The sequence below is a fragment of the Streptomyces misionensis genome (genome assembly GCF_007896895.1).
GTDB lineage: Bacteria > Actinomycetota > Actinomycetes > Streptomycetales > Streptomycetaceae > Streptomyces > Streptomyces misionensis_A.
Genome location: NZ_VOGW01000029.1, coordinates 11,987 through 33,303, shown reverse-complemented (window position 1 = coordinate 33,303; position 21,317 = coordinate 11,987). Strand labels below are relative to the sequence as shown.

The window sequence follows — 21,317 nt, the reverse complement described above, 5'->3', positions numbered from 1 at the left end:
ATGCTCGCCTACGTCCGGCTGGAGATCCGCCGCACCCTGCGCGACCTCGGCTTCGTCATCGGCGGCATCGTCATGCCCGTCCTGATGTACCTGCTGTTCACCAACGTCGGCGCCGCCGACGGGGCCTGGCGCACCGCCGCGATGGTCGGCATGGCGGCGTACGGTGCCGTCGGCTCCGCGCTGAACACCGGCGGCGCGGTCGCCGAGGACCGTGCGGTGGGCTGGCTGCGCCAGCTGCGGGTGACGCCGATGACCCCGCGCGAGGTGGTGTGCGGGCGCGCGCTGACCGGTGTGGTGACCGTGCTGCCCGCGATCGTGGCCGTCCTCGCGGCGGGCGGTCTGGTCAACGGGGTGCGGCTGGCGCTCTGGCAGTGGGTGGTGATCGCGCTGCTGCTGTGGGCGGGCTCCGTCCCGTTCACGCTGCTGGGCCTCGGCAACGGCTACCGGCTGACCGGGCCCGCGACCGGGGTGGCCAACATGGCGTGCAACCTGGGGCTCGCGGTGCTGGGCGGCCTGTGGTTCCCGGTCGCGCTGTTCCCCGGCTGGCTGCGCGCGGTGTCGGCGTACACCCCCGCCAACCGGTTCGCCGAACTGGGCGACGCGGTCGCGCGGGGCCACGCCCCGGGGGCCGCTGCCCTCGTCGTGCTGACGGCCTGGCTGCTGCTGTTCGGGGCGTACGCCGTGCTGTCGTACCGCCGTGCGGCGGGCACGATCTGATCGGGCCGGCAGGCGCTGACCGGGATCCGCGAGGCGGTGACCGGCTCGCACGACCCGGGAGCGCGAGGTGCTGACCGGGTCCGTGGCCGGGGCGAGGGCCGCGGACGTCGCCGGCCGGCTGCGGCCGTCCGAGTCGGCCGTGCGGAACCGTCTGCCGGCCGCCATCGGCAGGACCGGCACCCGCAACCGCGCGGAAGCGGTGCGGGAGGCCCGGCAGCGGGGGTGGCTGTGAGCCGCCCTCACTTGTGCGGCAGCCGGCGCGGCAGCCACAGCAGCATCAGCAGCGCCCCGGCCAGCAGTACGGCCGCGGAGGCGCGGAAGGCCAGCGCGTAGCCGTCGGTCAGGGACTGCGGGTCGGTGCCCGCGCCGGTGCCGGTCGCGGCGACCGTCGACATCACCGCGAGGCCCAGTGAACCGCCCATGGTGCGGGATGTGTTGATCAGACCGGAGACGACGCCCGCCTCGCCGCTCGCCGCGCCCGAGGTGGCCAGCGCGGCCAGCGGTGTCATCGCCAGTCCGCCGCCCAGCATCATCAGGATGCCCGGGCACATGATCGCGGTGACATAGGCCTCGTGCGCGCTCATCGTCGACTGCCAGGCGAACCCGGCCACCGCCACCAGCGTGCCCAGCACCGCCACGCTCCGCGGTCCCGCCGCGCGCATCAGGCGCGGCGCCAGCTTGGAGCCGACGACCACGGCGAGCGAGCTGGGCACCAGTGCGGCGCCGGCCTCCAGCGGGGAGTAGCCGAGCACGTTCTGCGCGTACAGCGTCATGAAGTACCACATGCAGAACATCGCCGAACCGGACACCAGCATCGCCGCGTTGGCCGACGCCACCGCGCGCCGCCGCAGCAGTCCGAGCGGCATCAGCGGGGCCGCCGTGCGCGCCTCGGTCAGCAGGAACAGCGCGATCAGCAGCACCCCGGCGAGCAGCGGCACCAGGGTGGCCGCGGACGTCCAGCCCGCCTCCTGGGTGCGCGAGATGCCGTACGCCAGCGTGCCGAGTCCCGCCGTGACCAGCAGCGCGCCCGGCAGGTCCAGGCGCCGCCCGTCCCCGGCCCGGCTCTCCGTGAGCCAGCGCGCCGAGCCGGCCAGCACCACCGCGCCCACCGGCACGTTGATCAGCAGCACCCAGCGCCAGGACAGCACGTCCACCAGCACCCCGCCGACGAGTCCGCCCGCGGCGCCGCCGCCCGCTCCCACCGCGGCCCAGGTCGCGATGGCCCGGGCCCGGGCGGGGCCCTCCGGCACCGCGGCCGTCAGCAGGGTGAGCGTGGAGGGCGCGAGGACCGCCGCGCCGAGGCCCTGCGCGGCGCGGGCGAGCAGCAGTTGCCAGCCCTCCTGGGCGAGGCCGCCGCCCAGCGAGGCCAGGGTGAACAGGCCGAGGCCGACGAGGAACATCCGCTTGCGGCCGTAGAGGTCGCCGGCCCGGCCGCCGAGCAGCATGAAACCGGCGAAGGCGATCGCGTACGCGTTCACCACCCATTGCAGGCCGGACGGGCTGAGGCCCAGGTCCGCGCGCATCGACGGCAGGGCTACGTTCACCACGGAGACGTCCAGCACCACCAGGAACTGTCCGGCGCAGGCCAGCGCCACCACCAGCCAGGTCGGGGGTGTCGTACGGCGGGATATGAGGGGCGGGGTGTCGGCGGTCTCCAGCATGGGTGTCATGGTCTCAGGCCGCTTGCGGTCCTTGCATCGGCATTTCGGACCACGAGACCTACTCCGCGCGGACTACGCCGCGGACTAGACCGGGCGGTCGCCGCCGGGGCCCGCGCCCGCGGCACCGTCATCATCGCCGCGCCGCCGGGGACCGTCACTGACGCCTCGTCAGAAGCTAACAGGATGGTCAAATAAACATTAGGGGCCCGAAGCAACGGAATAGTTGCGTGTGCATACGAGGTTTACCCGGCACTTATGTCTACGGGAGGCCGCACTCAATGACCCACACGACGACCGAGGAACCGCGGGGCAAGGCGAGCGGGGCCGTCGTCCCGGTGCTCGCCTTCGCGGGCATCGTGGTCGCGGTGATGCAGACCCTGCTCGTGCCGGTCATCAAAGACCTGCCCCAGCTGCTGCACACCGTGCCCAGCAACGCCACCTGGGTGCTCACCTCGACCCTGCTGTCCGGCGCCGTCGCCACCCCGATCATGGGCCGGCTCGGCGACCTGTACGGCAAGCGGCGCATGCTGATCGCCAGCCTCGCCGTGATGGTGATCGGCGCCCTGGTCAGCGCGCTCACCAGCCAGCTGCTCATCATGATCGTGGGCCGTACCCTCCAGGGCTTCGCGATGGGCGCGATCCCCCTCGGCATCGGCCTGATGCGGGACATGCTGCCGCGCGAACGGCTCGGCTCCGCCATGGCCCTGATGAGCTCCTCCATAGGCGTGGGCGGTGGCCTCGCCCTGCCCGCCGCCGCCCTGGTCGCCCAGCACACCGACTGGCACGCGCTGTTCTACGGCGCCGCCGGCCTCGGCGTGCTCGCCATCGCCCTGACCCTGTTCGTCGTCCCCGAGTCCCCGACGCGCGCGCGGGGCTCCTTCGACCTGCCCGGCGCGCTCGGCCTGTCCGCCGGTCTGGTGCTGTTCCTGCTGCCCATCACCAAGGGCAGCGACTGGGGCTGGGCCTCCGGCACGACCCTCGGTCTGTTCCTCGCCGCGGTCGTCGTGCTCGTCCTGTGGGGCCTGTACGAACTGCGCGCCGCGGCGCCGCTGGTCGATCTGCGCACCACCGCCCGGCCCGCCGTGCTCTTCACCAACCTGGCCTCGATCATGGTCGGGGTCGCGTTCTACGTCGTCTCGCTGGTCCTGCCCCAGCTGCTCCAGCTGCCGAAGGCCACCGGGTACGGCCTCGGCCAGTCCATGGTCGTCGCCGGTCTGTGCGTGGCCCCGCTCGGCCTGACGATGATGTTCACCGCGCCGGTCTACGCCCGCCTCTCCGCCCGCTACGGGCCCCGGACCACGCTCATCATCGGCCTGCTGATCATCGCCGTCGGCTACGGCGGCGGGCTCGGCCTGATGGAGGCGCCCTGGGAGACGATCCTCACCTCCGTGATCCTCGGCGCGGGCATCGGCCTCGCCTACTCCTCGCTGCCGGCCCTGATCGTCGGCGCGGTCCCGGCGTCGGAGACCGGCGCGGCCAACGGCCTCAACACGCTGATGCGGTCCATCGGCACGTCCGTCTCCAGCGCCGTCATCGGGATGGTGCTGGCCAACACGGCGCACACGGCCGGGGGTGTCGCGATCCCCACGATGCGCGGGTTCCGGGTCTCCTTCCTCATCGCCACGGGCGCGGTCGCGGTCGGACTGGTGATGGCGCTGTGCCTGCCGAGGACCGGCCGCGCGGCGCAGCAGCACGTGCAGCTGCGGGCCAGCAGCGAGGAGGACGCCGCGCTGGAGCGGGCGGAGGACGTGCTGCGGGGCTTCCGGGGGCGGGTGCTGGACCCGGCCGGGGTCCCCGTGGCCCGGGCCAAGGTGACGCTCATCGACCGGCGCGGCCGGCAGGCGGGTTCGGCGGTCTCCGCCGACGACGGCGCGTACGAACTGGCCGTGCCGGGGCAGGGCGCGTACGTGCTCGCCGCGCGGGCGCCCGGGTACGGGCCGCTGGCCTCGGCCGCCACGCACTCCGGCGAGGAGCGGACCGTCGAGGTCGACCTCGCCCTGCCGGGTGAGGCGGTGAGCGTCTAGTAGTGCTGCGACCAAAAAGGTTCACCGGCTCGCGACGCCCGGCACGGCACTAGCACGCGCCGCGTGGGGGCGCCCCCGTGCGCTCCCGCGCGACCGGGTGCGGCAGCATGGGGGCCCGCATGCTGCCGTGTCCCTGAACTGGAAGGCGTCCCCATGGCCACCGTCCCCAAGCCCGAGATCCTCGCCGCGTTCGAGGCGGCCAAGGGGTTCATGCCCGTGGACGAGGGGCTGGCGCTGTACGCGGCGGCGGCCGAGGCCGGCGCGCTGGGACTGCCGTTGCTGGAGGTGGGGACGTACTGCGGGCGGTCCACCGTGCTGCTCGCGGACGCGGCCCGGTCGGCGGGGGTGACCGCGCTGACCGTGGACCACCACCGGGGCAGCGAGGAGCAGCAGCCGGGGTGGGAGTACCACGACCCCGAGACCGTGGACCCCGAGGTCGGTCTGATGGACACGCTGCCCGCCTTCCGGCGGACGCTGTTCAGGGCGGGCCTGGAGGACCACGTGATCGCCCTGGTGGGGCGGTCGCCGCAGGTCGCGAGCGTGTGGGGCACCCCGCTCGGATTCGTGTTCATCGACGGCGGGCACACCGACGAGCACGCGGGCGCCGACTACGAGGGATGGGCGCCGCACGTGGCCGAGGGGGGCCTGCTGGCCATCCACGACGTGTTCCCCGAGCCCGCGGACGAGTTCACCGGGCAGGCGCCCTACCGGGTGTACCTGCGGGCGCTCGGCTCCGGCGCGTTCACCGAGGTGGCGGTGAACGGCTCGCTGCGGGTGCTGCGGCGCACGGGGGCGGGGATCTGAGGCCCCGGTTAGAGTCGCTGACGTGTCATACACAGGCCCGGAGTTCGAACCCCCGCAGCAGCGCCGCCCCCGGCGCGGTCCGCTCGTCGTGGCGCTCGCCGCGCTGGTGCCCGGCGCGCTGATCGGCTGGCTGGCGTACGAGACGGTGGGCGGCGGTGGCGGGCACGCCGGCGCCGCCTCCTCCCCCTCCGCTCGCGCCTCCGCGTCCGCGTCGTCCGGCGCCGACGGCAAGGCCGCCGCACCGCTCGACGGCAAGGTCGTCGTCATCGACCCGGGGCACAACCCGGACAACTTCCGGCACCCGGCCGAGATCAACCGCAAGGTGGACATCGGCAGCAACCGGAAGGAGTGCGACACCACCGGCACCGCCACCGACGACGGTTACGCGGAGGCGTCGTTCACGCTGGACGTGGCGCACCGGCTGCGGACGCTGCTGGAGGGGCAGGGCGCCACCGTGCGGCTGACCCATGACGACAAGGGCCCGGCCTGGGGGCCGTGCGTGACCGAGCGGGCCGCGATCGGCAACAGGGCGCACGCGGACGCGGCGATCTCGATCCACGCCGACGGGGCGCCGGTGGGCGACCGGGGCTTCCATGTGATCCTGCCGGGGGCGGTGCACGCGGGCGCCGCCGACACCCGCCCGATCGTCGCGCCCTCCCGCGATCTCGGCAAGCGGGTCGCGGCGAGCTTCCTGCGGGTGACCGGCGAGCCGCCGTCCAACTACATCGGCCACGGCACCGCGCTGGACACCCGCACCGATCTCGGCGGTCTCAATCTGTCAACGGTTCCCAAGGTGTTCATCGAGTGCGGCAACATGCGCGATACCAAGGACGCGGCACTGCTGACCAGCGGCACCTGGCGGCAGAAGGCCGCGCAGGGGATCTCTGAGGGAATCGTGAGTTTCCTGCGCGAGTCCTGACCAGGGCCGTAACCGGCCGGACAGCCGGATCTCGTGGACGGTAGTGTCTAGCGACGACGAGACGACTCACGAAGGACCTGAAGTGAACATCCGCTCCCTCACTAGAGGCGACGGCGTGGTGATCGGAGCAGCGGTGTTGCTGTTCATCGCGTCGTTCCTCAATCTCTACTCCTACTCGGCCTCCGGCTTCTCGGAGAGCCAGAGCGTGTGGGACAACCTGGGGACGGGCCTCGGCACGTACATGGGGGCCGTCATCGGTGCCGCGCTGATCGTCCTCAACCGCTGCATGGCGCAGCAGCGCAAGGTGCTCGGCCTCGACCTCGGCATGGTGGGCACGGGGTTCACGGTTCTCGCCGCGTGGACCCTGTTCTGGACGCTGGTGGACGTGCCGGACCACATCGACGCGGGCGCCGGTCTGGTACTCGGCTTCATCGCGGCTCTGGTCCTCGCCGCCGCCGCCATCGCCACGCCCCTCCTCCCGCCCCTCCAGGGCGCGCTGATCCCGGCCCCCAAGCCGGTCGCCCCGCAGCCGTACGGCGCGCAGCCGCCCGCGGGTTACGGGTACCCGGGCGCCCAGCAGCAGCCGTACGGCGCCCAGCCGCAGCAGGGGCAGCCGTTCGGGCAGCCGCAGCCGGCCGCCGCGCAGCCCGCCGCGCCGCAGCCCGCCCCGGCGGACTTCTCGCCGTTCTGGTTCGCGGTGCCGGTGACCCGGCCGCTGTTCGCGGAGGACGGCTCGCCCACCCCCATCGCCGAACTGGCGCCGGGCACTTGGTACTTGGCGGTCGAGCAGCGCGGAGCCGCGCTGGTCGCGCAGACCCAGGACGGCCGCCGCGGCGTGCTCCAGGACACCTCGGGCATCCAGCGCGGCTGAGCCCGGAACTCCCCGCAGCGTACGGCCCCTCGCCCTTCCGGGCGGGGGGCCGTTGCCGTAACCGTCGCCTCCCGACGGCAACTGACGACGTGTCAGTCACCGCTGGTTCAGGAACCGCTCCTGAGCTGGCTCGCGCTCGGCACCTTGTCCTTGACCGGGGCACCGGCGCCCTTGCCCGCGTCCTTCACGTTGTTGATGACGTCGTTGAAGCTGTTCGCCGCGTTGGTGTCGCCACCGCGCAGCTTGGCCGGCAGGTCGCGCAGGTTGTCGATGCTCTTGCTCAGCGGGGCGAGCGCCTTGGACAGCGTGGGGTCGCCCTTGGCGTTGCGCTCGGCGGCCTTGAGCCGGTTGTAGGTGAACAGACCGGCGACACCGGCCTTCACCAGGGCCGTCTTGCGGCCGTGGGCGCCCTTCTTGAACTTGCCCGCCTTCCACGGCTTCACGATCCACTGGTAGGTGGCTCCGGCCGCGAGGCCCGCGTTCGCCACGAACCGGGTCTTGGCGAGCTTCTGCCGCTCGGCCGGCGTGGTGGGACTGGGCGTGGCCGCGCGCTCGTCGAGCGCCGCGGCGGTGGCCTTCCCGGTACCGGCATGGGCACCGGCGTTGGTGTTTCCGCAGGCCGTGGCACCGGCTACCAGGGCACAGCACAGGGTCAGCGCCACGCAGAGGCGCCGTATCGGTACAGGCACGGGGTCCTCCCGGCGTGTCTTTCCGAGTGGGGGCTTCCTACGCCAGCGTCACTCCGCGGGGGCGGTTGCGCCACTCGGGGGAACACGCCCCGCACCACCGCCCGGTCAACCACCCTGGTCGGCCGCCCTGGTCAGCCGCAGCAGTCCGGGTCCAGGCCGGCCGGGAGGCGGTCGCCGCCGAACACCGCGCAGGTGGCCTCGTGTCCGCCCAGCGCGGCGACCGCGAGCAGCAGGGAACCCGCCGTCCAGGTGGTCAGCTCCCGCGGCCAGACGGCGTCGTCCTCGAAGACGTAGCCGGTCCAGTACAGGCCGGACTCCGGGTCCCGCAGGTGCTGGATGGACTTCAGGATCTCCAGTGCCCGGTCGGACTCGCCCACCGCCCAGAGCGCGAGCGCCAGTTCGCTGGACTCGCCGCCGGTCACCCAGGGGTTGGGCACGACACAGCGCACCCCGAGACCGGGCACCACGAACCGGTCCCAGTCCCGGGCTATCCGCGCCGCGGCCTCCGCTCCGGTCAGGGCGCCGCCGAGGACCGGGTAGTACCAGTCCATCGAGTAGCGGTCCTTGTCCAGGAAGCGCTCCGGGTGCCTGCGGATCGCGTGCCGCAGCGCACCGGCCGCCAACTCCCAGTCGGGCTGCGGCTCTTCGCGCTGCTCGGCGATGGCGAGGGCGCAGCGCAGCGCGTGGTGCACCGAGGAGCTGCCGGTGAGCAGCGCGTCGGTGGCCGGCGTGCCGTCGTCCTCGCGCCGCCAGCCGATCTGCCCGCCGGGCTGCTGGAGGGCGAGTACCCACTCCACGGCCGCGTAGACGCACGGCCACATGCGGTCCAGGAACGTGTCGTCGCCGGTGGAGAGGTAGTGGTGCCAGACCCCGACGGCTATGTAGGCCACGAAGTTGGACTCGCGGGCGCGGTCGGTGACCTCGTCGTGGGCGCCGTCGGCGTAGGCCGCGTACCAGGAGCCGTCCTGGTTCTGGTGCCGGGCGAGCCAGAGGTAGGCACGCTCGGCGGCCTCGTGCTCACCGGCCGCGTCCAGGGCCATGGCGGCCTCGGTGTGGTCCCAGGGGTCCAGGTGGTGGCCCCGGAACCACGGGATCGCGCCGTCCTCCCGCTGTCCGGCCAGGATGCCGCGCACGGTCGCGGCGGCCTGCTCGGCGGTGAGGACCCCGGGCAGGACGAGGTGTTCTGTCCGGGGGGTGGTCACTGGGCGGCCGCCTCCTCGGCGAGCCGGGGCAGGTGCGGCTTGGTCGCGTAGACCACGAAGCTCTTGCCCATCACCGGGTTGAGCGTCCGCTCGGCCAGCCGGGTGGCCAGCGGTTTCTTCATGATGTCCCAGACCAGGAGCTTGTGGTACGCGCGCACCGGCAGCGCCTTGTCGTTGTCGACGCCGAAGGCGCACTTCAGCCACCAGTAGGGGGCGTGCAGGGCGTGCGCGTGGTGGCTGCCGTAGGGCTTGAGGCCGGCCTCGCGGACCTTGGCCACCAGTTCGTCGGCCTTGTAGATGCGGATGTGGCCGCCCTCGACCTCGTGGTAGGCGTCGGACAGCGCCCAGCAGACCTTCTCCGGGCCGTAGCGGGGCACGGTGATCGCGATCCGGCCGCCCGGCTTGAGCACCCGCACCATCTCGGCGAGCACGCCCTTGTCGTCGGGGATGTGCTCCATCACCTCGGAGATGATCACGACGTCGAAGGACTCGTCGGGGAAGGGCAGCGCGAGCGCGTCGCCCTCCATGGCGGTGGCGGTGGCGCCCTCGGGGGCCTCGCCCTCCTGCTCCATCGCCGCGAACCACTTGGCGACCTCGCGGATCTCCTCGGCGTTGCGGTCCAGGGCCACGACCCGGGCGCCGCGCCGGTAACACTCGAACGCGTGCCGGCCGGCCCCGCAGCCGAGGTCCAGGACACGGTCGCCTGGGGCGAGCGGGAACCGGGAGAAGTCGACGGTCAGCACGTGGCCCTGCTTTCGGAAGAGACGCCTGCGGTGTTTGCCGGGGCCGCGGAGCGGCCGGGAGTCTGGGGCGCGGAGCCGTCGTCACCGGGCGCCGGGGGCTCGGGGGCCACGGCGGGCGCGCGGCGGTCGTCGCCGGACGCGGCACGCTCCGGCGCGGGCGCGGGCGCGGGCGCGGGACGCCCGGCGGCGGCGCGCGGGGCGGACGCGGCACGGTCGGCGCGGGCCCGGTGCGCCGAGCGGGCGATGGCTTCCCGGTACCGGGCGACCGTGCCCTCGGCCGCGCGGGCCCAGGTGAAGTTGGCCAGTACGCGCTCGCGGCCCGCGTCGCCGAGCCGCAGCCGCAGCTCGCGGTCGCCGAGCAGCCGGCCGAGCGCGGCGGCCAGCGCCCCCGCGTCGCCGGGCGGCACGGCCAGGCACGTCTCGCCGTCCCGCCCCGCCACCTCGGGGATCGCGCCCCCGGTGGTCGCGACCAGCGGCGTACCGGTCGCCATCGCCTCGGCGGCGGGCAGCGAGAACCCCTCGTACAGCGAGGGCACGCAGGCGACCTCGGCGGACCGGATCAGGTCGACCAGCTCGGCGTCGGAGATGCCCTTGACGAACTCGACGGCGCCGTCGAGGCCGTACCGCTCGACGGCCTGGGCGACCGGACCCTCGGTGGGGCGCTTGCCGACGACGACGAGGTGGGCGGCCGGGTGCTCGGTGCGCACCTTGGCCAGCGCCTCCACCAGGAACACCAGCCCCTTGAGCGGGACGTCGGCGCTGGAGGTGGTGACGATGCGTCCGGGCACCTCCGGGACGGCCGGGTCCGGCGCGAACAGTTCGGTGTCGGCGCCGATGTGCACCACGTGCACACGGTCCCGCCGTACCCCGAGGTGGTCCACGATCTCCTTCCGGGAGCTGCCGGAGACGGTGAGCACGGAGGGCAGCCGGCGGGCGACGCGCTTCTGCATGCGCGTGAAGGCGTACCAGCGGCGCACCGAGTACCGGCGCTGCCAGCCCTCGGCCGCGTCCAGCTCCAACCGCCGGTCGACGGTGATGGGATGGTGGATCGTGGTGACCAGGGGCGCGCCGATGTCGCCGAGCAGGCCGTAGCCGAGGGTCTGGTTGTCGTGGACGACGTCGAACTCGCCGCGCCGGGCCCGCAGATGGCGGCGGGCGCGCAGCGAGAAGGTCAGCGGTTCGGGGAAGCCGCCGGTCCACATCGTGCCGACCTCGAGGGCGTCGATCCAGTCCCGGTACTCGTCGCGGCCCGGGGTGCGGAAGGGGTCGGGCTGGCGGTACAGGTCGAGGCTGGGCAGCTCGGTCAGGGTGAGCGCCGGATATCCCTCGTCGAGCACCGGGTAGGGCTGGGAGCCGATGACCTCGACGCGGTGTCCCAGGCGGGCCAGTTCGCGCGAGAGGTGCCGTACGTAGACGCCCTGCCCGCCGCAGAACGGGTTCCCCTTGTAGGTGAGGAGCGCGATGTCGAGCGGTTTCCCGCCGTCGGCAGCCGAGTCCTCGCGGGCACCCGCTTCCCGGGCCTCAGCGGTCACTCCGTGCCCCCTTCTGCAAGCACTGTCCCGCGAGACTACGACGGGACGCTAATCTAGAACAAGTTTCAGACTTGATCGTTCAAGAGGCTCTGAATCTACCGGCAGGTAGGGGTGCTGTGAGCAGTGGATCAGGTGATTCGCGCCACGACGCGCGGCCCTGCCGTGCTGTCCGATCACGTGCCCTGGCGGCACCCTCACCGATTGTCACGGAACGGGGACCCATGCCTGCGCGAGCCAGTACGTCGCGTCCCGCGTCGCCACCCCTCACCGCGCGGCAGGAGGAGCGCCGCCGCCGCATCCTGCACGCGAGCGCGCGGCTGGCCGGCCGGGGCGGTTTCGACGCCGTGCAGATGCGCGAGGTGGCCGAGTCCTCCCAGGTGGCGCTCGGCACGCTGTACCGCTACTTCCCGTCCAAGGTGCACCTCCTGGTGGCCACCATGCAGGACCAGCTGGAGCGCATGCACGGCACCCTGCGCCGCAGGCCGCCCGGGGGCGAGGCGCCCGCCGAGCGGGTGGCGCAGACGCTGATGCGGGCCTTCCGCGCGCTCCAGCGCGAGCCGCAGCTGGCCGACGCCATGGTCCGCGCCCTGACCTTCGCGGACCGCAGCGTCAGCCCCGAGGTGGACCAGGTGTCCCGCCAGACGACGGCGATCATCCTCGACGCCATGGGCCTGGAACACCCCACCGACGAGCAGCTCTCCGTCGTCCGCGTCATCGAGCACACCTGGCACTCGGCCCTGATCACCTGGCTCTCCGGGCGGGCCTCCATCGCCCAGGTGAGGATCGACATCGAGACGGCCTGCCGGCTGATCGACCTGACGGACCCGGCCGCGTCCGGCCGCTGACGGGGCCCTCACCCCTCGGGCGGGAGCACCGGCTCGCCGCCGCACGTGACGGTGTGACGTTCGTGGCGACGGTCAATTCCGGTCGCCACGGCGGCCCACGGGCTGGTACACAGCGCCATGGACCCTGTGCGACGACTGCTCGCCGAGCGCTCCTGCGAGCGCCTGATCGTGGATTTCGTGCACCGCCTCGACCTCGGCGAACCCGCCTCGGTGGCCGAGCTGTTCACCGAGGACGGCAGCTGGGAGTGGCCCCCGCCCGGGGACGGGCGCCGGGTGCGCGGGCGGGCGGCGCTCCGCGCGTACTTCGGCGCCCGCCCCGCCGACCGGCTCTCCCGCCGTCTGATGTCCAACATCCTGGTCACGGTGGTCTCCGAGGAGACGGCGACGGCGGTCTCGTACTTCTCGACGCACCGCGTCGACGGCTACTCGGGCGGCCTCGTGCCCGCCGGACCGCCGGTCCAGGTCGGGCACTACGAGGACACCTTCACCTTCCGGCACAGCGGCGGCGGCTGGCTGCTCGCCTCCCGGGTGCTGCGCCTGCCCTTCGGCGGCCCCACCCCCTCGGTCCGCTGAGGCCGCGCGGGACGGCCCGGCTCAGTCGACGCCGGACAGGAAGGCCCGTTCGGCGGCGGTCAGCGGCGGCCCGTCGAGGGCGGGCAGCGGCGGCCCGGCGAGGCTGTGCAGCAGGGCGCCCGGGCGGAACAGGCAGGACGGCGGGGTGCGCAGGGTGGTGACGTCCCACAGGGCGGCGGCCGCGGCGTACGAGCCGGTGGCCGCCCGCGTCAGCCGCCGCGAGTAGGCGGCGGCCATCCGGTCCCCGGGGGTCGCCCGGCCGCCCTCCACCCCGGGGTAGAGGACATCGGTGCTGACGGCCATCGCCCAGGCGCCGTCGGCGGCCCGGCCCACCGCGCGCTGGACCCGCCGGGACAGCCCGGGCGTCCCGACGCCGTCCTCGCGCAGCGCCCGGGCGAGGGCCAGGGCGCCGTGCGCCGCGACGGACATGCCCTGCCCGTAGATCGGGTTGAAGGTGGCCGCCGCGTCCCCGAGCGCCACCAGGCCCTCCGGCCACACGCGGGCCTTCTCCAGGAACCGGCGGGAGTTGCTGGTGCTGCGGCTGACGTGCACCGGACCGAGCGGCTCGGCGGCGCGGACCAGCCGCCCCACCAGGGGGCTCGGGAGGTTCAGCGCGTACTCGACGAAGCCCTCGGGGTCGTTCGGCGGCTCGCTGCCGCGCATCCCGCCGAGGCTCACCATCCATCTGCCGTCCTCGATGGGCACGATCATGGCGCTGCGGCCGGGCCGCCCGCTCCACGGGTCGGCCTGGATCAGGGTCATCGGCCAGTCGCGGGCCCCGTCCGGAGCGCGCAGGACGCGGGTGGCGTTGGCCAGGCCGCTGTCGACGCCGCTCTCCCGGATGCCGTGCACACCGAGGGTGTCGAGCCAGGTCAGCAGCCGGGTGCCGCGACCGCCGGCGTCCACCACCCAGTCCGCGTCCAGGTCTTCCAGGGGCCCACCGTCCGCGTCGGCCAGCCGCACTCCGGTCACCCGTCGGGCGCTGCCGCGCAACCCGGTCACCCGCGCGCGCCGCACCTCCACGTTGCCGCAACCGCGCAGCACCGCCCGGCGCACCACCCACTCCAGCAGCGGCCTGCTGGAGGTGATCGTGACGTGCGAACGGTGCCGCCAGCGCCGGAACCAGCCCACCGGGGTGAGCGCCACCATGTCACGGCTCAGCGCCGTCTCCCGGGCGCCCGCCGCCAGCAGCTCCGCCCGCAGCCCGGCCCGGGGCAGCAGCTCCTCCATCGCCTCCATGCCGCCGGGCATCAGCAGATGGGCGTGCCGGGACTGCGGCACGCCCGTGCGGTGCTCGGGCCCCTCGGGCAGTTCGTCGCGATCGAGTACGACGACCTCGTCCACGGCCGGCGACAGCGCCGCGGCGGCCAGCAGACCGGCCGGTCCGGCCCCGATGACAACGGCTCTTCGTGCGTTCACGCTTCCTCTTTCCTCCGCTCGGACGTCCGCTCCGGGCGCCCTCAGCCGCCCGCGGTCCGCGCCGCGCCCCGCCGAGCCGCCTCGACGACGGATGATCCGGCCAACGCCCGGGCGAGCCGCACGAGTTCCCGGGTGTCCGAGAAGAGAGCCGTGTGCAGCCGGTCGGTGCCCCCGGGCCCGGCGCTCTCGGCCGGGTGGGGGCGCCGGGCCTGCCGGGCGGCGTCCACGACCATGGCGGCGGCCGCGACGAAGTGCGCCTCGCCGGGCGGGCTGCCCTGGGCACGGGCCCGCTGGTACGCCGCCTCGCGCACCCGGCCGTCGCAGCGGGACTGGAGGGCGAGCAGCGCGTCCAGGATGCGCAGCTCGCGGTAGTACAGCCGGCCGCGCGGCAGCAGCCAGCGCGGCGGCGCGGGCTTGGGGGCGGTCGGCACGCCGCGCAGCTCCGCCCACAGGGGGCCGAGGGCCCGGTAGTCCCAGACGCTGTGCCACTGGGCGAGGGCCGCGGGCAGCAGCCGGGGCAGCACGAAGCCCGCGGCGCACAGCAGGGCGCCCAGGGCGGCGGCGCGCGGGGCGAGGCCGGTGGACAGCCGGTCCAGGTCGTGCCCGGCCCACCGGGCCGCCACCGCCGTCAGCTTGGCGCCCTCGAAGCCGGTGACGTCCACGGCCAGGCCCGCCATGATCAGCCGCAGCCCGACCCGGAGGATGCCGGTGACCTCCCGCGACCAGCGCAGGCACACATAGATGGTGATCAGGGCGCAGGCGCCGTGGCCGACGAGGTACAGCACGATCATCTCGCGCATGTACGGGGTGTTCGCGTAGTAGGTGTCCAGGTCCCGCAGCCGCTCGGCGGGCGCGTCGGCCAGCGCGAACAGGGTGATGACGGCGGTGATCACCAGGCTGTACACGGTGATCACCCGCACCGCCTGGCGCCGTACCCGCTCGGCCGGTCCGCCGCGCCAGTTGATCAGCAGGATCAGCAGGGAGGCGCTGTAGGCGGAGATGACGCTGTAGGTCATCGGGGCGCCGAAGTTGGGGATGCGGGTGAGGTCGTTGACCGCGCCGAGGGTGACGGGGGCCGAGCAGAAGAAGCACAGCCCGCCGAGGAAGATCGACACACAGGTGGAGGCGGTCAGCGGGTCCCGCAGGGCGAGCCGCGGTCGGCGGAACACCAGCAGGGCGGTCGCGGTGAACAGGCTCGCCACCGTGTACACGATCAGGCTCATGACGCGACGGCTCCCTTCAGGCCACGGCCAGGGCGCGGTCGCCGGTGCCGTCGGCGAGGGCGTCGGAGATGCGCAGCAGCGCCGGGAGGTCGGGTCGGTCGGCGAGCGGTACGGCCGCTTGCGCGCGACGCTCGTGCGGCGCGCGGGTGGCGGCGGCGATGGCCGCGGCCCACGCGGCGGCCTGGGCCTGGTGCGGGTCGCCGCCCGCGCGCAGCCGGTCGGCGTACGTCTGCCGGTACAGCCCCTCGTCCAGGTAACGCCCCAGGTAGTGCAGCCCGTTGTAGATGGAGCTCTGCCGCCAGGTCAGCCAGCGGGTGGCGGAGGGCCAGCGCGGGCGCGGCACGCGCAGGGCCTCGCGGGTGAGCAGTCCGGTGAGCGCCCGCTCCAGCGGGCCGAGCCGGGCGTACGTCCGCCAGCAGCACACCCGCTCGGCCAGGAAGGGCGCCAGGAGCGGGATCACGATGCCGACGACGGTGAGCGCCGCGCTGAGCCCGGCGCAGGCCGACGCGAACGTCGTGCCGAGCGCGGACCAGTCGCGCCCGCCCCAACGGGCGGCGACGGCCACGAGTTTGGCGGCGCTGTAGCCGCACCCGGCCACGGTGCCCACTCCCATGGTCACCAGACCGGCCCGCAGCGAGCCGCGCAGCCGCCGGGCCCAGGACAGCGAGCGGTAGGCGGTGACCAGGGCGGCGGTCAGGTGCGCGCCCAGGTACAGGACGATCATCTCGCCGATGTACGGCGTGGTGGCGTAGTACGTGTCGAAGTCCGTACGGCGTTCCACGGAGGCGTCGCCGAGGACGAACAGGGCGGCGATGCCCGCGAGTACGGCGGTGTAGCCGAGGGTCCAGCGGCGGATCGCGCGGGCGGTGCCCGGGCCGCCGCGCCAGCGCATGACGAGCGCGAGGGAGGCGGCGCCGTAGGCCGTGATGGTGCCGTACGTCAGCGGGGCGGCCAGATTGGGCACGCCGCTGACGTCGTTGACGAAGCCGACCGTGTCGGGGGCGCCGAGCAGGAAGCACAGCGAGGAGAGGGCCAGCACGACGCTGAGGGTGAGCAGGAAGGGGTCCCGCCAGCGCCGCGCCAGGTCGGGTGCCTTGGTCAGCAGGCCCAGCCACAGCAGCCCGCAGCTGACGTAGTTGATCAGGTCGCTCACCGTCCGGCCCCGCGGTAGTTGAGGGCCGCGCCGATGCGTCCGGCGAGGTCGTCGTGGCCGGAGGTGTGCGCCGCGTACACGGAGTCGGGGGACGCTTTCAGCCAGGGCCGCAGCCGGTCGCCGATCAGCATGCCGAACAGGTCGGCCCGCTGTTCGGCGGCCTCCAGGAAGCGGGTGCGGGCGGCGGCGGGGAGCGCGTCGTCGGCGCCGGCCGGCGCGAGGGCGCCCTCGGCGTGGGCGGCGCGGTGCGCCGGGTCGTCGTCGGCCATGTGCCACAGCTCGTGGCCCAGGATCACCAGCTTCATCCAGGGCGGGGCGTCGGCCTCGATGACGATGTCGTCGCGGGTGCCGCGGTCGATCCACAGCCCGGTCGCGGAGGTCTGCGGCGGGAAGTTCGCCAGATGGACGACGATGGGCCGGCCGCGCCAGCGGGTGGCGGACTCGACCAGCGCGTCCAGCAGGTCGCCGGGGTCGGCGGGGATCGGCACTCGGAGGGGATCGATCAGCTCGTTGGCGAACCGGCGCATCTTCCTGGTTGTTCGCACCATTCCCCCGGAGGCTGCAAGCGGTCACGTCTGACCGCAATATGCCAACTCCGCGCCGCTTCAGCCAGCTTCACCGATCGGGCACGTACGTCGCGAAAGGGATGTACGTCAGAAACGGGCTGCCACCCACCCCGCCGACTGGCCGAAACGAACGCCTCGGGCGTCGCGGCCCCCGGTTTTTTCAGCCAACCGGAAAGCGAGCCCCGGCCGCCGCGTCTCCGGTGGCCGTCAGGGCCGTGACCCTGATCACCCGACCCCGTGCCGACGGCCACTCCCCGGGGGTCGTGGGGCTGCCGGTAAAGTGGCGGGGTCGTCATCACACCCGTACGGGGGAAAGCCGGTGCAATTCCGGCGCTGACCCGCAACCGTGAGCCGTTCCCCCGCGGAACGGCGAGCCGGAACGCCCCGGGGGCACGTTGACCGGCTCGTGTGCGCCGGCCGCCGCCGCGCACAGCACCGTCGAGGTTTACGGAGTCGAGCCGCCCGGGGCCCTCCCGTGCGCTGCCCGGCTCCCCGCAGGGAGAGGCAGTCGCCGACCATGAACGTCCGCCGCAACGCCGCGGCTCTCGCCGCCATAGGCGTGCTGGCCGCCGCCGCGCCCGCCGTGGCCGCCGGCCCGTCCCCTTCCCCCGAGGTCTCGGTCCCCGCCGGGCTCTACGGCAAGTCGGACCCCACCTACGACGGCGTCTGGCGCCAGTCCCTGAGCCTGACCGCGCTGCACACGCTCGGCTACCGGCCGGCCGCCGGTGCCGTCGACTGGCTCACCGGCCAGCAGTGCGCGAACGGCGCCTTCGCCGCGTTCCGCGCCGACCCCGCCAAGGACTGCGACGCCAAGACCACGGTGGACACCAACAGCACGGCCGCCGCCGTCCAGGCCCTGCACGCCCTCGGCGGCCACGACGCCGCCGTCACCAAGGCGGTCGGCTGGCTGAAGTCCGCGCAGAACGCGGACGGCGGCTGGGGCTACAACCCCGGCAGCCCCAGCGACGCCAACTCCACCTCCGTCGTCATCGGCGCGCTGGCCGCGACCGGTACCGACCCCGCGCACGTCGAGAAGTCCGGCAGGTCCCCGTACGACGCGCTGGCCGGCTGGTCCATCCCCTGCGACCAGGACGGCGGCGGCGCCCTCGCCTACCAGCCCGACAAGAAGGGCAAGCTGGCCGCCAACGCGGACGCCACCGCGGCCGGTGTGCTCGGCGCGCTCGGCAAGGGCTTCGTGGCCGAGGCGGGCAAGGCCCCCGCGCAGGACGCGTGTGCCAAGTCCGACCGTCCCACCCCGGCCCAGATCGCGGACAACGGCGGCGCGTACCTCTCCGCGGCCGTCGCGAGCAGCGGTCACCTCACGTCCACGCTCCCCGGCGCCGAGGACCAGCCCGACTACGGCAACACCGCCGACACCGTCGTGGCGCTCGCCGCGGACGGGCGGACCGAGCCGGCGAAGAAGGCGTACGCCTGGCTGGAGAAGAACGCGAGCCCCTGGGCCGCGCAGACCGGCCCGGCCGCGTACGCCCAGCTGATCCTCGCCGCGCACGCGGTCGGCGCCCAGCCCGGCGACTTCGGCGGCACCAGCCTGGTGACCTCCCTCGCCGCCCTGGGCCCGGCCCCGGTGGTGGCGGGCCACACCGAGAAGCGGACCAAGGACGCCGACGGCACCTCGCACGCCGGGGTCTGGTGGAGCGTCGGCATCTGCCTCGTCGCGGGCATCGGCTTCCTGCTCAGCACCCGGAAGAAGCAGCAGTCGTGACCGCCGTCCGCCGTACCGTGCCGGTGCTGCTGGCCGCCCTGGCGCTGCTGCTGGGCGCGGCGGCCGGGCAGGCGCGGGCCACGGGCTACCGCTACTGGTCCTTCTGGGAGCGCTCCGGTGACCAGTGGACGTACGCCACCCAGGGCCCCGCGCTCGCCCGCCCCGACGACGGCGCCGTGGAGGGCTTCCGGTTCTCCGTGAGCGCGGACTCCGCGGACGCGAGCAAGCCGCGCGGCACGGCGGACTTCGGCACCATCTGCGCGGACACGCCCGCGACTTCCGGCACGAAGCGGGTGGCGCTGGTCCTCGACTTCGGGGTCCCGGCCGACGCGCCCTCCGGCGAGACCCCGCCGGCCCACCGCACCGCCTGCGCCCGCGTCGCGCCGTCGGCGTCCGCCGCGCAGGCGCTGGCCGCGGTGGCCAAGCCGCTGCGGTACGACACCAACGCCCTGCTGTGCGCGATCTCCGGATATCCCCGCCAGGGGTGCGGCGAGCAGGTCTCGTCGGGCGGCCCGGCGGCGGGCTCCGCCGGTTCGGCCGCCGCCGGGAAGCCGGCCTCCTCGTCCGACGGCCCCTCCCTGGGGCTGCCGATCGGCGCGGGTGTCGTCGTGCTGCTGGCGGGCGCGGCGGTGTGGCAGTCGCGACGGCGCCGCGGATGACCCCGCCGGAGGGCACGGCCGGAACCGGCCGCGCGGTTCCCCGCGTGCGGCCGGCGGCCGACGGCGACGGCCCCGCCCCGGCCGCCGCGCCCGGCCGGGGCCCGGCCACGCCCGAGAGCGGTCCGTCCACGGCGGGACGCCGTCCGTCCGCGGCCGGTCACGGTCCGTCCACGGCGGGACGCGCCGTTTCCCGCGTCCCGGGGCGGCCGCCGTCCCGGCGGCCGGGCGGTGCCGGCGTGCACCCCGGCGCCTGGTGGCTCTGGGCGATATCCCTCGGCACCGCCGCCACCCGCACCACCAACCCCCTCCTTCTCGCGCTCCTCGTCGCCGCGTCGGCGTACGTCGTGGCCACCCACCGCTCCGCGGCCCCCTGGGCCCGCTCCTACACCGCGTTCGCCCGGCTCGCCCTCGCCGTCCTCCTCATCCGCCTCCTGTTCGCGGTGGCACTGGGCTCCCCGATCCCCGGCACCCACATCCTGTTCACCCTCCCGGAGATCCCCCTCCCGCACTGGGCCCAGGGCATCCGGCTGGGCGGCGAGGTCACCGCGGAGGCCCTCGTCTTCGCGGCCTACGACGGCCTGAAACTGGCCACCCTGCTGATCTGCGTGGGCGCCGCCAACGCCCTCGCGAGCCCTTCCCGGCTGCTGAAATCGCTCCCCGGCGCCCTGTACGAGACCGGCGTCGCCGTCGTCGTCGCGCTCACCTTCGCCCCGCACCTGATCGCCGACGTGCGGCGGCTGCGCGCCGCCCGCCGGCTGCGCGGCCGCCCGGACCGCGGCGTCCGGGGCCTGCTCCAGGTCGGGCTCCCGGTCCTGGAGGGCGCGCTGGAACGCTCGGTCGCCCTCGCCGCCGCGATGGAGGCCCGCGGCTACGGCCGCACCGCCGAGGTCCCCGCCCGGGTCCGCCGCACCACCGCCGCACTCACCCTCGGCGGCCTGCTCGGCGTCTGCGCCGGCACCTACGGGCTGCTCACCGCCGAGGGCGGCGGTTACGGCGTCCCGCTGCTGCTCGCCGGGGTCGTCGCCGCCCTGGCGGGACTGCGCCTGGGCGGCCGCCGCTCCCTGCGCACCCGGTACCGCCCCGACCCCTGGGACGCCCGCGCCTGGCTGGTCACCGGCTCCGGCGTCGCCGTGGCCGCGCTGCTCACCCTCGCCTCGGCGCGCGCCCCCGAGGCGCTGCACCCGGGTGTGGTCCCGCTGACCGCGCCGGCCCTCCCCCTGTGGCCCGCCGCGGCGGTCCTCCTCGCCCTGCTGCCCGCCTTCGCCGTCCCCAGGGAGCACTCGTGATCCGCTTCGAGGATGTCAGCGTGACGTACGACGGCGCCGCCGAACCCACCGTCCGCGGCGTCGACTTCGAGGTGCCGGAGGGCGAACTCGTACTGCTCGTCGGCCCGTCCGGAGTCGGCAAGTCCACCGTGCTCGGCGCGGTCAGCGGCCTCGTCCCGCACTTCACCGGCGGCACCCTGCGCGGCCGGGTCACCGTCGCCGGCCGCGACACCCGCACCCACAAACCGCGTGAACTCGCCGATGTGGTCGGCACGGTGGGCCAGGACCCGCTCGCCCACTTCGTCACGGACACCGTGGAGGACGAACTCGCCTACGGCATGGAGTCGCTGGGGCTCGCCCCCGAGGTGATGCGCCGCCGGGTGGAGGAGACGCTCGACCTGCTGGGCCTGGCCGGGCTGCGGGACCGCCCCATCGCCACCCTCTCCGGCGGCCAGCGCCAGCGCGTCGCCATCGGCTCCGTCCTCACCCCGCACCCCCGGGTGCTCGTCCTGGACGAGCCGACCTCCGCGCTGGACCCGGCCGCCGCGGAGGAGGTGCTGGCCGTGCTCCAGCGCCTGGTGCACGACCTGGGCACCACGGTCCTCATGGCCGAACACCGCCTGGAACGCGTCGTCCACTACGCCGACCGGGTCGTCCTGCTGCCCGCTCCCGGCCGGCCCCCCGTCACCGGCACCCCCGCCGACGTCAGGGCCGGCTCGCCGGTCCACC

Annotated in this window: 20 protein-coding genes, 1 pseudogene and 1 riboswitch; of the genes and pseudogenes, 12 read left to right on the top strand and 9 right to left on the bottom strand. The window is 74.5% G+C overall.

Annotation, left to right across the window (positions count from 1 at the left end; all coding sequences use genetic code 11):
• Both FRZ03_RS04980 and FRZ03_RS04975 read left to right on the top strand, forming a co-directional pair.
• Nucleotides 1–717 (top strand): ABC transporter permease (locus FRZ03_RS04980; RefSeq protein WP_146463903.1); only part of this gene is annotated, 717 nt, incomplete at its 5' end.
• A gap of 49 nt (nucleotides 718–766) precedes the next feature.
• Nucleotides 767–949 (top strand): annotated as a pseudogene (locus tag FRZ03_RS04975) (LuxR C-terminal-related transcriptional regulator); the annotation flags it as partial.
• 7 nt (nucleotides 950–956) lie between these two features.
• On the opposite strand, the gene FRZ03_RS04970 reads toward FRZ03_RS04975, so the two are convergent.
• Nucleotides 957–2,387 carry an MFS transporter gene (locus FRZ03_RS04970; protein WP_146463901.1) on the bottom strand — a complete coding sequence of 477 codons (1,431 nt, stop codon included), beginning with the start codon at nucleotides 2,385–2,387 and terminating at the stop codon, nucleotides 957–959.
• 269 nt (nucleotides 2,388–2,656) lie between these two features.
• Here FRZ03_RS04970 and FRZ03_RS04965 point away from each other — a divergent pair, with 269 nt between their 5' ends.
• The 4 genes from FRZ03_RS04965 (at nucleotide 2,657) to FRZ03_RS04950 (ending at nucleotide 6,996) form a co-directional block, all read left to right on the top strand.
• A complete protein-coding gene (locus FRZ03_RS04965) occupies nucleotides 2,657–4,402 on the top strand; it encodes an MFS transporter (RefSeq protein WP_146463900.1) in 1,746 nt (581 codons plus the stop codon).
• Between the two features lie 153 nt (nucleotides 4,403–4,555).
• A complete protein-coding gene (locus tag FRZ03_RS04960; RefSeq protein WP_146463899.1) occupies nucleotides 4,556–5,206 on the top strand; it encodes a class I SAM-dependent methyltransferase in 651 nt (216 codons plus the stop codon).
• Nucleotides 5,207–5,228: 22 nt separating this feature from the next.
• Entirely contained in the window at nucleotides 5,229–6,125 is an 897-nt protein-coding gene (locus FRZ03_RS04955; protein ID WP_186785260.1) for an N-acetylmuramoyl-L-alanine amidase, read from the top strand.
• Between the two features lie 82 nt (nucleotides 6,126–6,207).
• Nucleotides 6,208–6,996 carry a DUF5336 domain-containing protein gene (locus FRZ03_RS04950; protein ID WP_186785259.1) on the top strand — a complete coding sequence of 263 codons (789 nt, stop codon included), beginning with the start codon at nucleotides 6,208–6,210 and terminating at the stop codon, nucleotides 6,994–6,996.
• 107 nt (nucleotides 6,997–7,103) lie between these two features.
• Here the strand turns inward: FRZ03_RS04950 and FRZ03_RS04945 are convergent, their stop codons facing one another.
• The 4 genes from FRZ03_RS04945 to FRZ03_RS04930 form a co-directional block, all read right to left on the bottom strand.
• Nucleotides 7,104–7,685, bottom strand: coding sequence for a hypothetical protein (locus tag FRZ03_RS04945; RefSeq protein WP_146463898.1), 582 nt, complete (start codon nucleotides 7,683–7,685; stop codon nucleotides 7,104–7,106).
• 131 nt (nucleotides 7,686–7,816) lie between these two features.
• Entirely contained in the window at nucleotides 7,817–8,887 is a 1,071-nt protein-coding gene (locus FRZ03_RS04940; RefSeq protein ID WP_146463897.1) for a prenyltransferase/squalene oxidase repeat-containing protein, read from the bottom strand.
• A complete protein-coding gene (locus tag FRZ03_RS04935; RefSeq protein ID WP_146463896.1) occupies nucleotides 8,884–9,630 on the bottom strand; it encodes a class I SAM-dependent methyltransferase in 747 nt (248 codons plus the stop codon). The genes FRZ03_RS04940 and FRZ03_RS04935 overlap by 4 nt, the downstream gene beginning before the upstream one ends.
• The gene (locus FRZ03_RS04930) at nucleotides 9,624–11,162 is read right to left on the bottom strand and encodes a glycosyltransferase family 4 protein (RefSeq protein ID WP_146463895.1); all 1,539 of its coding nucleotides are present in this window, start codon (nucleotides 11,160–11,162) and stop codon (nucleotides 9,624–9,626) included. Before FRZ03_RS04930 ends, FRZ03_RS04935 begins: the two co-directional genes overlap by 7 nt.
• A 221-nt stretch (nucleotides 11,163–11,383) precedes the next feature.
• Here FRZ03_RS04930 and FRZ03_RS04925 point away from each other — a divergent pair, with 221 nt between their 5' ends.
• Both FRZ03_RS04925 and FRZ03_RS04920 read left to right on the top strand, forming a co-directional pair.
• Complete coding sequence (locus tag FRZ03_RS04925) at nucleotides 11,384–12,007, top strand: TetR family transcriptional regulator (protein ID WP_146463894.1); 624 nt, start codon at nucleotides 11,384–11,386, stop codon at nucleotides 12,005–12,007.
• Nucleotides 12,008–12,124: 117 nt separating this feature from the next.
• The gene (locus FRZ03_RS04920) at nucleotides 12,125–12,580 is read left to right on the top strand and encodes a nuclear transport factor 2 family protein (protein ID WP_146463893.1); all 456 of its coding nucleotides are present in this window, start codon (nucleotides 12,125–12,127) and stop codon (nucleotides 12,578–12,580) included.
• Between the two features lie 21 nt (nucleotides 12,581–12,601).
• Here the strand turns inward: FRZ03_RS04920 and FRZ03_RS04915 are convergent, their stop codons facing one another.
• Genes FRZ03_RS04915 through FRZ03_RS04900 form a run of 4 tightly spaced genes read right to left on the bottom strand, consistent with a single transcriptional unit; the run spans nucleotide 12,602 to nucleotide 16,920 of the window.
• A complete protein-coding gene (locus FRZ03_RS04915) occupies nucleotides 12,602–13,999 on the bottom strand; it encodes an FAD-dependent oxidoreductase (protein ID WP_146463892.1) in 1,398 nt (465 codons plus the stop codon).
• 41 nt (nucleotides 14,000–14,040) lie between these two features.
• Nucleotides 14,041–15,222, bottom strand: coding sequence for an MAB_1171c family putative transporter (locus FRZ03_RS04910; protein WP_146463891.1), 1,182 nt, complete (start codon nucleotides 15,220–15,222; stop codon nucleotides 14,041–14,043).
• 16 nt (nucleotides 15,223–15,238) lie between these two features.
• Nucleotides 15,239–16,375, bottom strand: a complete 1,137-nt coding sequence (locus FRZ03_RS04905) for an MAB_1171c family putative transporter (RefSeq protein ID WP_146463890.1) — start codon at nucleotides 16,373–16,375, stop codon at nucleotides 15,239–15,241.
• Nucleotides 16,372–16,920 (bottom strand): toxin, encoded by a 549-nt coding sequence (locus FRZ03_RS04900; RefSeq protein ID WP_146463916.1) that lies wholly within the window; start codon nucleotides 16,918–16,920, stop codon nucleotides 16,372–16,374. Before FRZ03_RS04900 ends, FRZ03_RS04905 begins: the two co-directional genes overlap by 4 nt.
• A 330-nt stretch (nucleotides 16,921–17,250) precedes the next feature.
• Nucleotides 17,251–17,326, top strand: a riboswitch (cobalamin riboswitch).
• A 132-nt stretch (nucleotides 17,327–17,458) separates the two neighbouring features.
• Here FRZ03_RS04900 and FRZ03_RS04895 point away from each other — a divergent pair.
• From FRZ03_RS04895 to FRZ03_RS04880, 4 genes are all read left to right on the top strand, one after another.
• Nucleotides 17,459–18,664 (top strand): prenyltransferase/squalene oxidase repeat-containing protein, encoded by a 1,206-nt coding sequence (locus FRZ03_RS04895; RefSeq protein WP_146463889.1) that lies wholly within the window; start codon nucleotides 17,459–17,461, stop codon nucleotides 18,662–18,664.
• Entirely contained in the window at nucleotides 18,661–19,323 is a 663-nt protein-coding gene (locus FRZ03_RS04890; protein WP_146463888.1) for an SCO2322 family protein, read from the top strand. Before FRZ03_RS04895 ends, FRZ03_RS04890 begins: the two co-directional genes overlap by 4 nt.
• Nucleotides 19,324–19,559: 236 nt before the next feature.
• Nucleotides 19,560–20,609, top strand: coding sequence for a CbiQ family ECF transporter T component (locus FRZ03_RS04885; RefSeq protein ID WP_398659709.1), 1,050 nt, complete (start codon nucleotides 19,560–19,562; stop codon nucleotides 20,607–20,609).
• Nucleotides 20,606–21,317, top strand: a 712-nt coding sequence (locus FRZ03_RS04880) for an ABC transporter ATP-binding protein (protein WP_146463915.1), incomplete at its 3' end; no start/stop codon positions are given. The genes FRZ03_RS04885 and FRZ03_RS04880, both read left to right, overlap by 4 nt.

Coding starts and splice junctions, on each gene's coding strand:
- FRZ03_RS04910 (WP_146463891.1), bottom strand. CDS start 15,222: ATGAGCCTGATCGTGTACACGGTGGCGAGCCTGTTCACCGCGACCGCC.
- FRZ03_RS04925 (WP_146463894.1), top strand. CDS start 11,384: ATGCCTGCGCGAGCCAGTACGTCGCGTCCCGCGTCGCCACCCCTCACC.
- FRZ03_RS04920 (WP_146463893.1), top strand. CDS start 12,125: ATGGACCCTGTGCGACGACTGCTCGCCGAGCGCTCCTGCGAGCGCCTG.
- FRZ03_RS04970 (WP_146463901.1), bottom strand. CDS start 2,387: ATGACACCCATGCTGGAGACCGCCGACACCCCGCCCCTCATATCCCGC.
- FRZ03_RS04960 (WP_146463899.1), top strand. CDS start 4,556: ATGGCCACCGTCCCCAAGCCCGAGATCCTCGCCGCGTTCGAGGCGGCC.
- FRZ03_RS04895 (WP_146463889.1), top strand. CDS start 17,459: ATGAACGTCCGCCGCAACGCCGCGGCTCTCGCCGCCATAGGCGTGCTG.
- FRZ03_RS04965 (WP_146463900.1), top strand. CDS start 2,657: ATGACCCACACGACGACCGAGGAACCGCGGGGCAAGGCGAGCGGGGCC.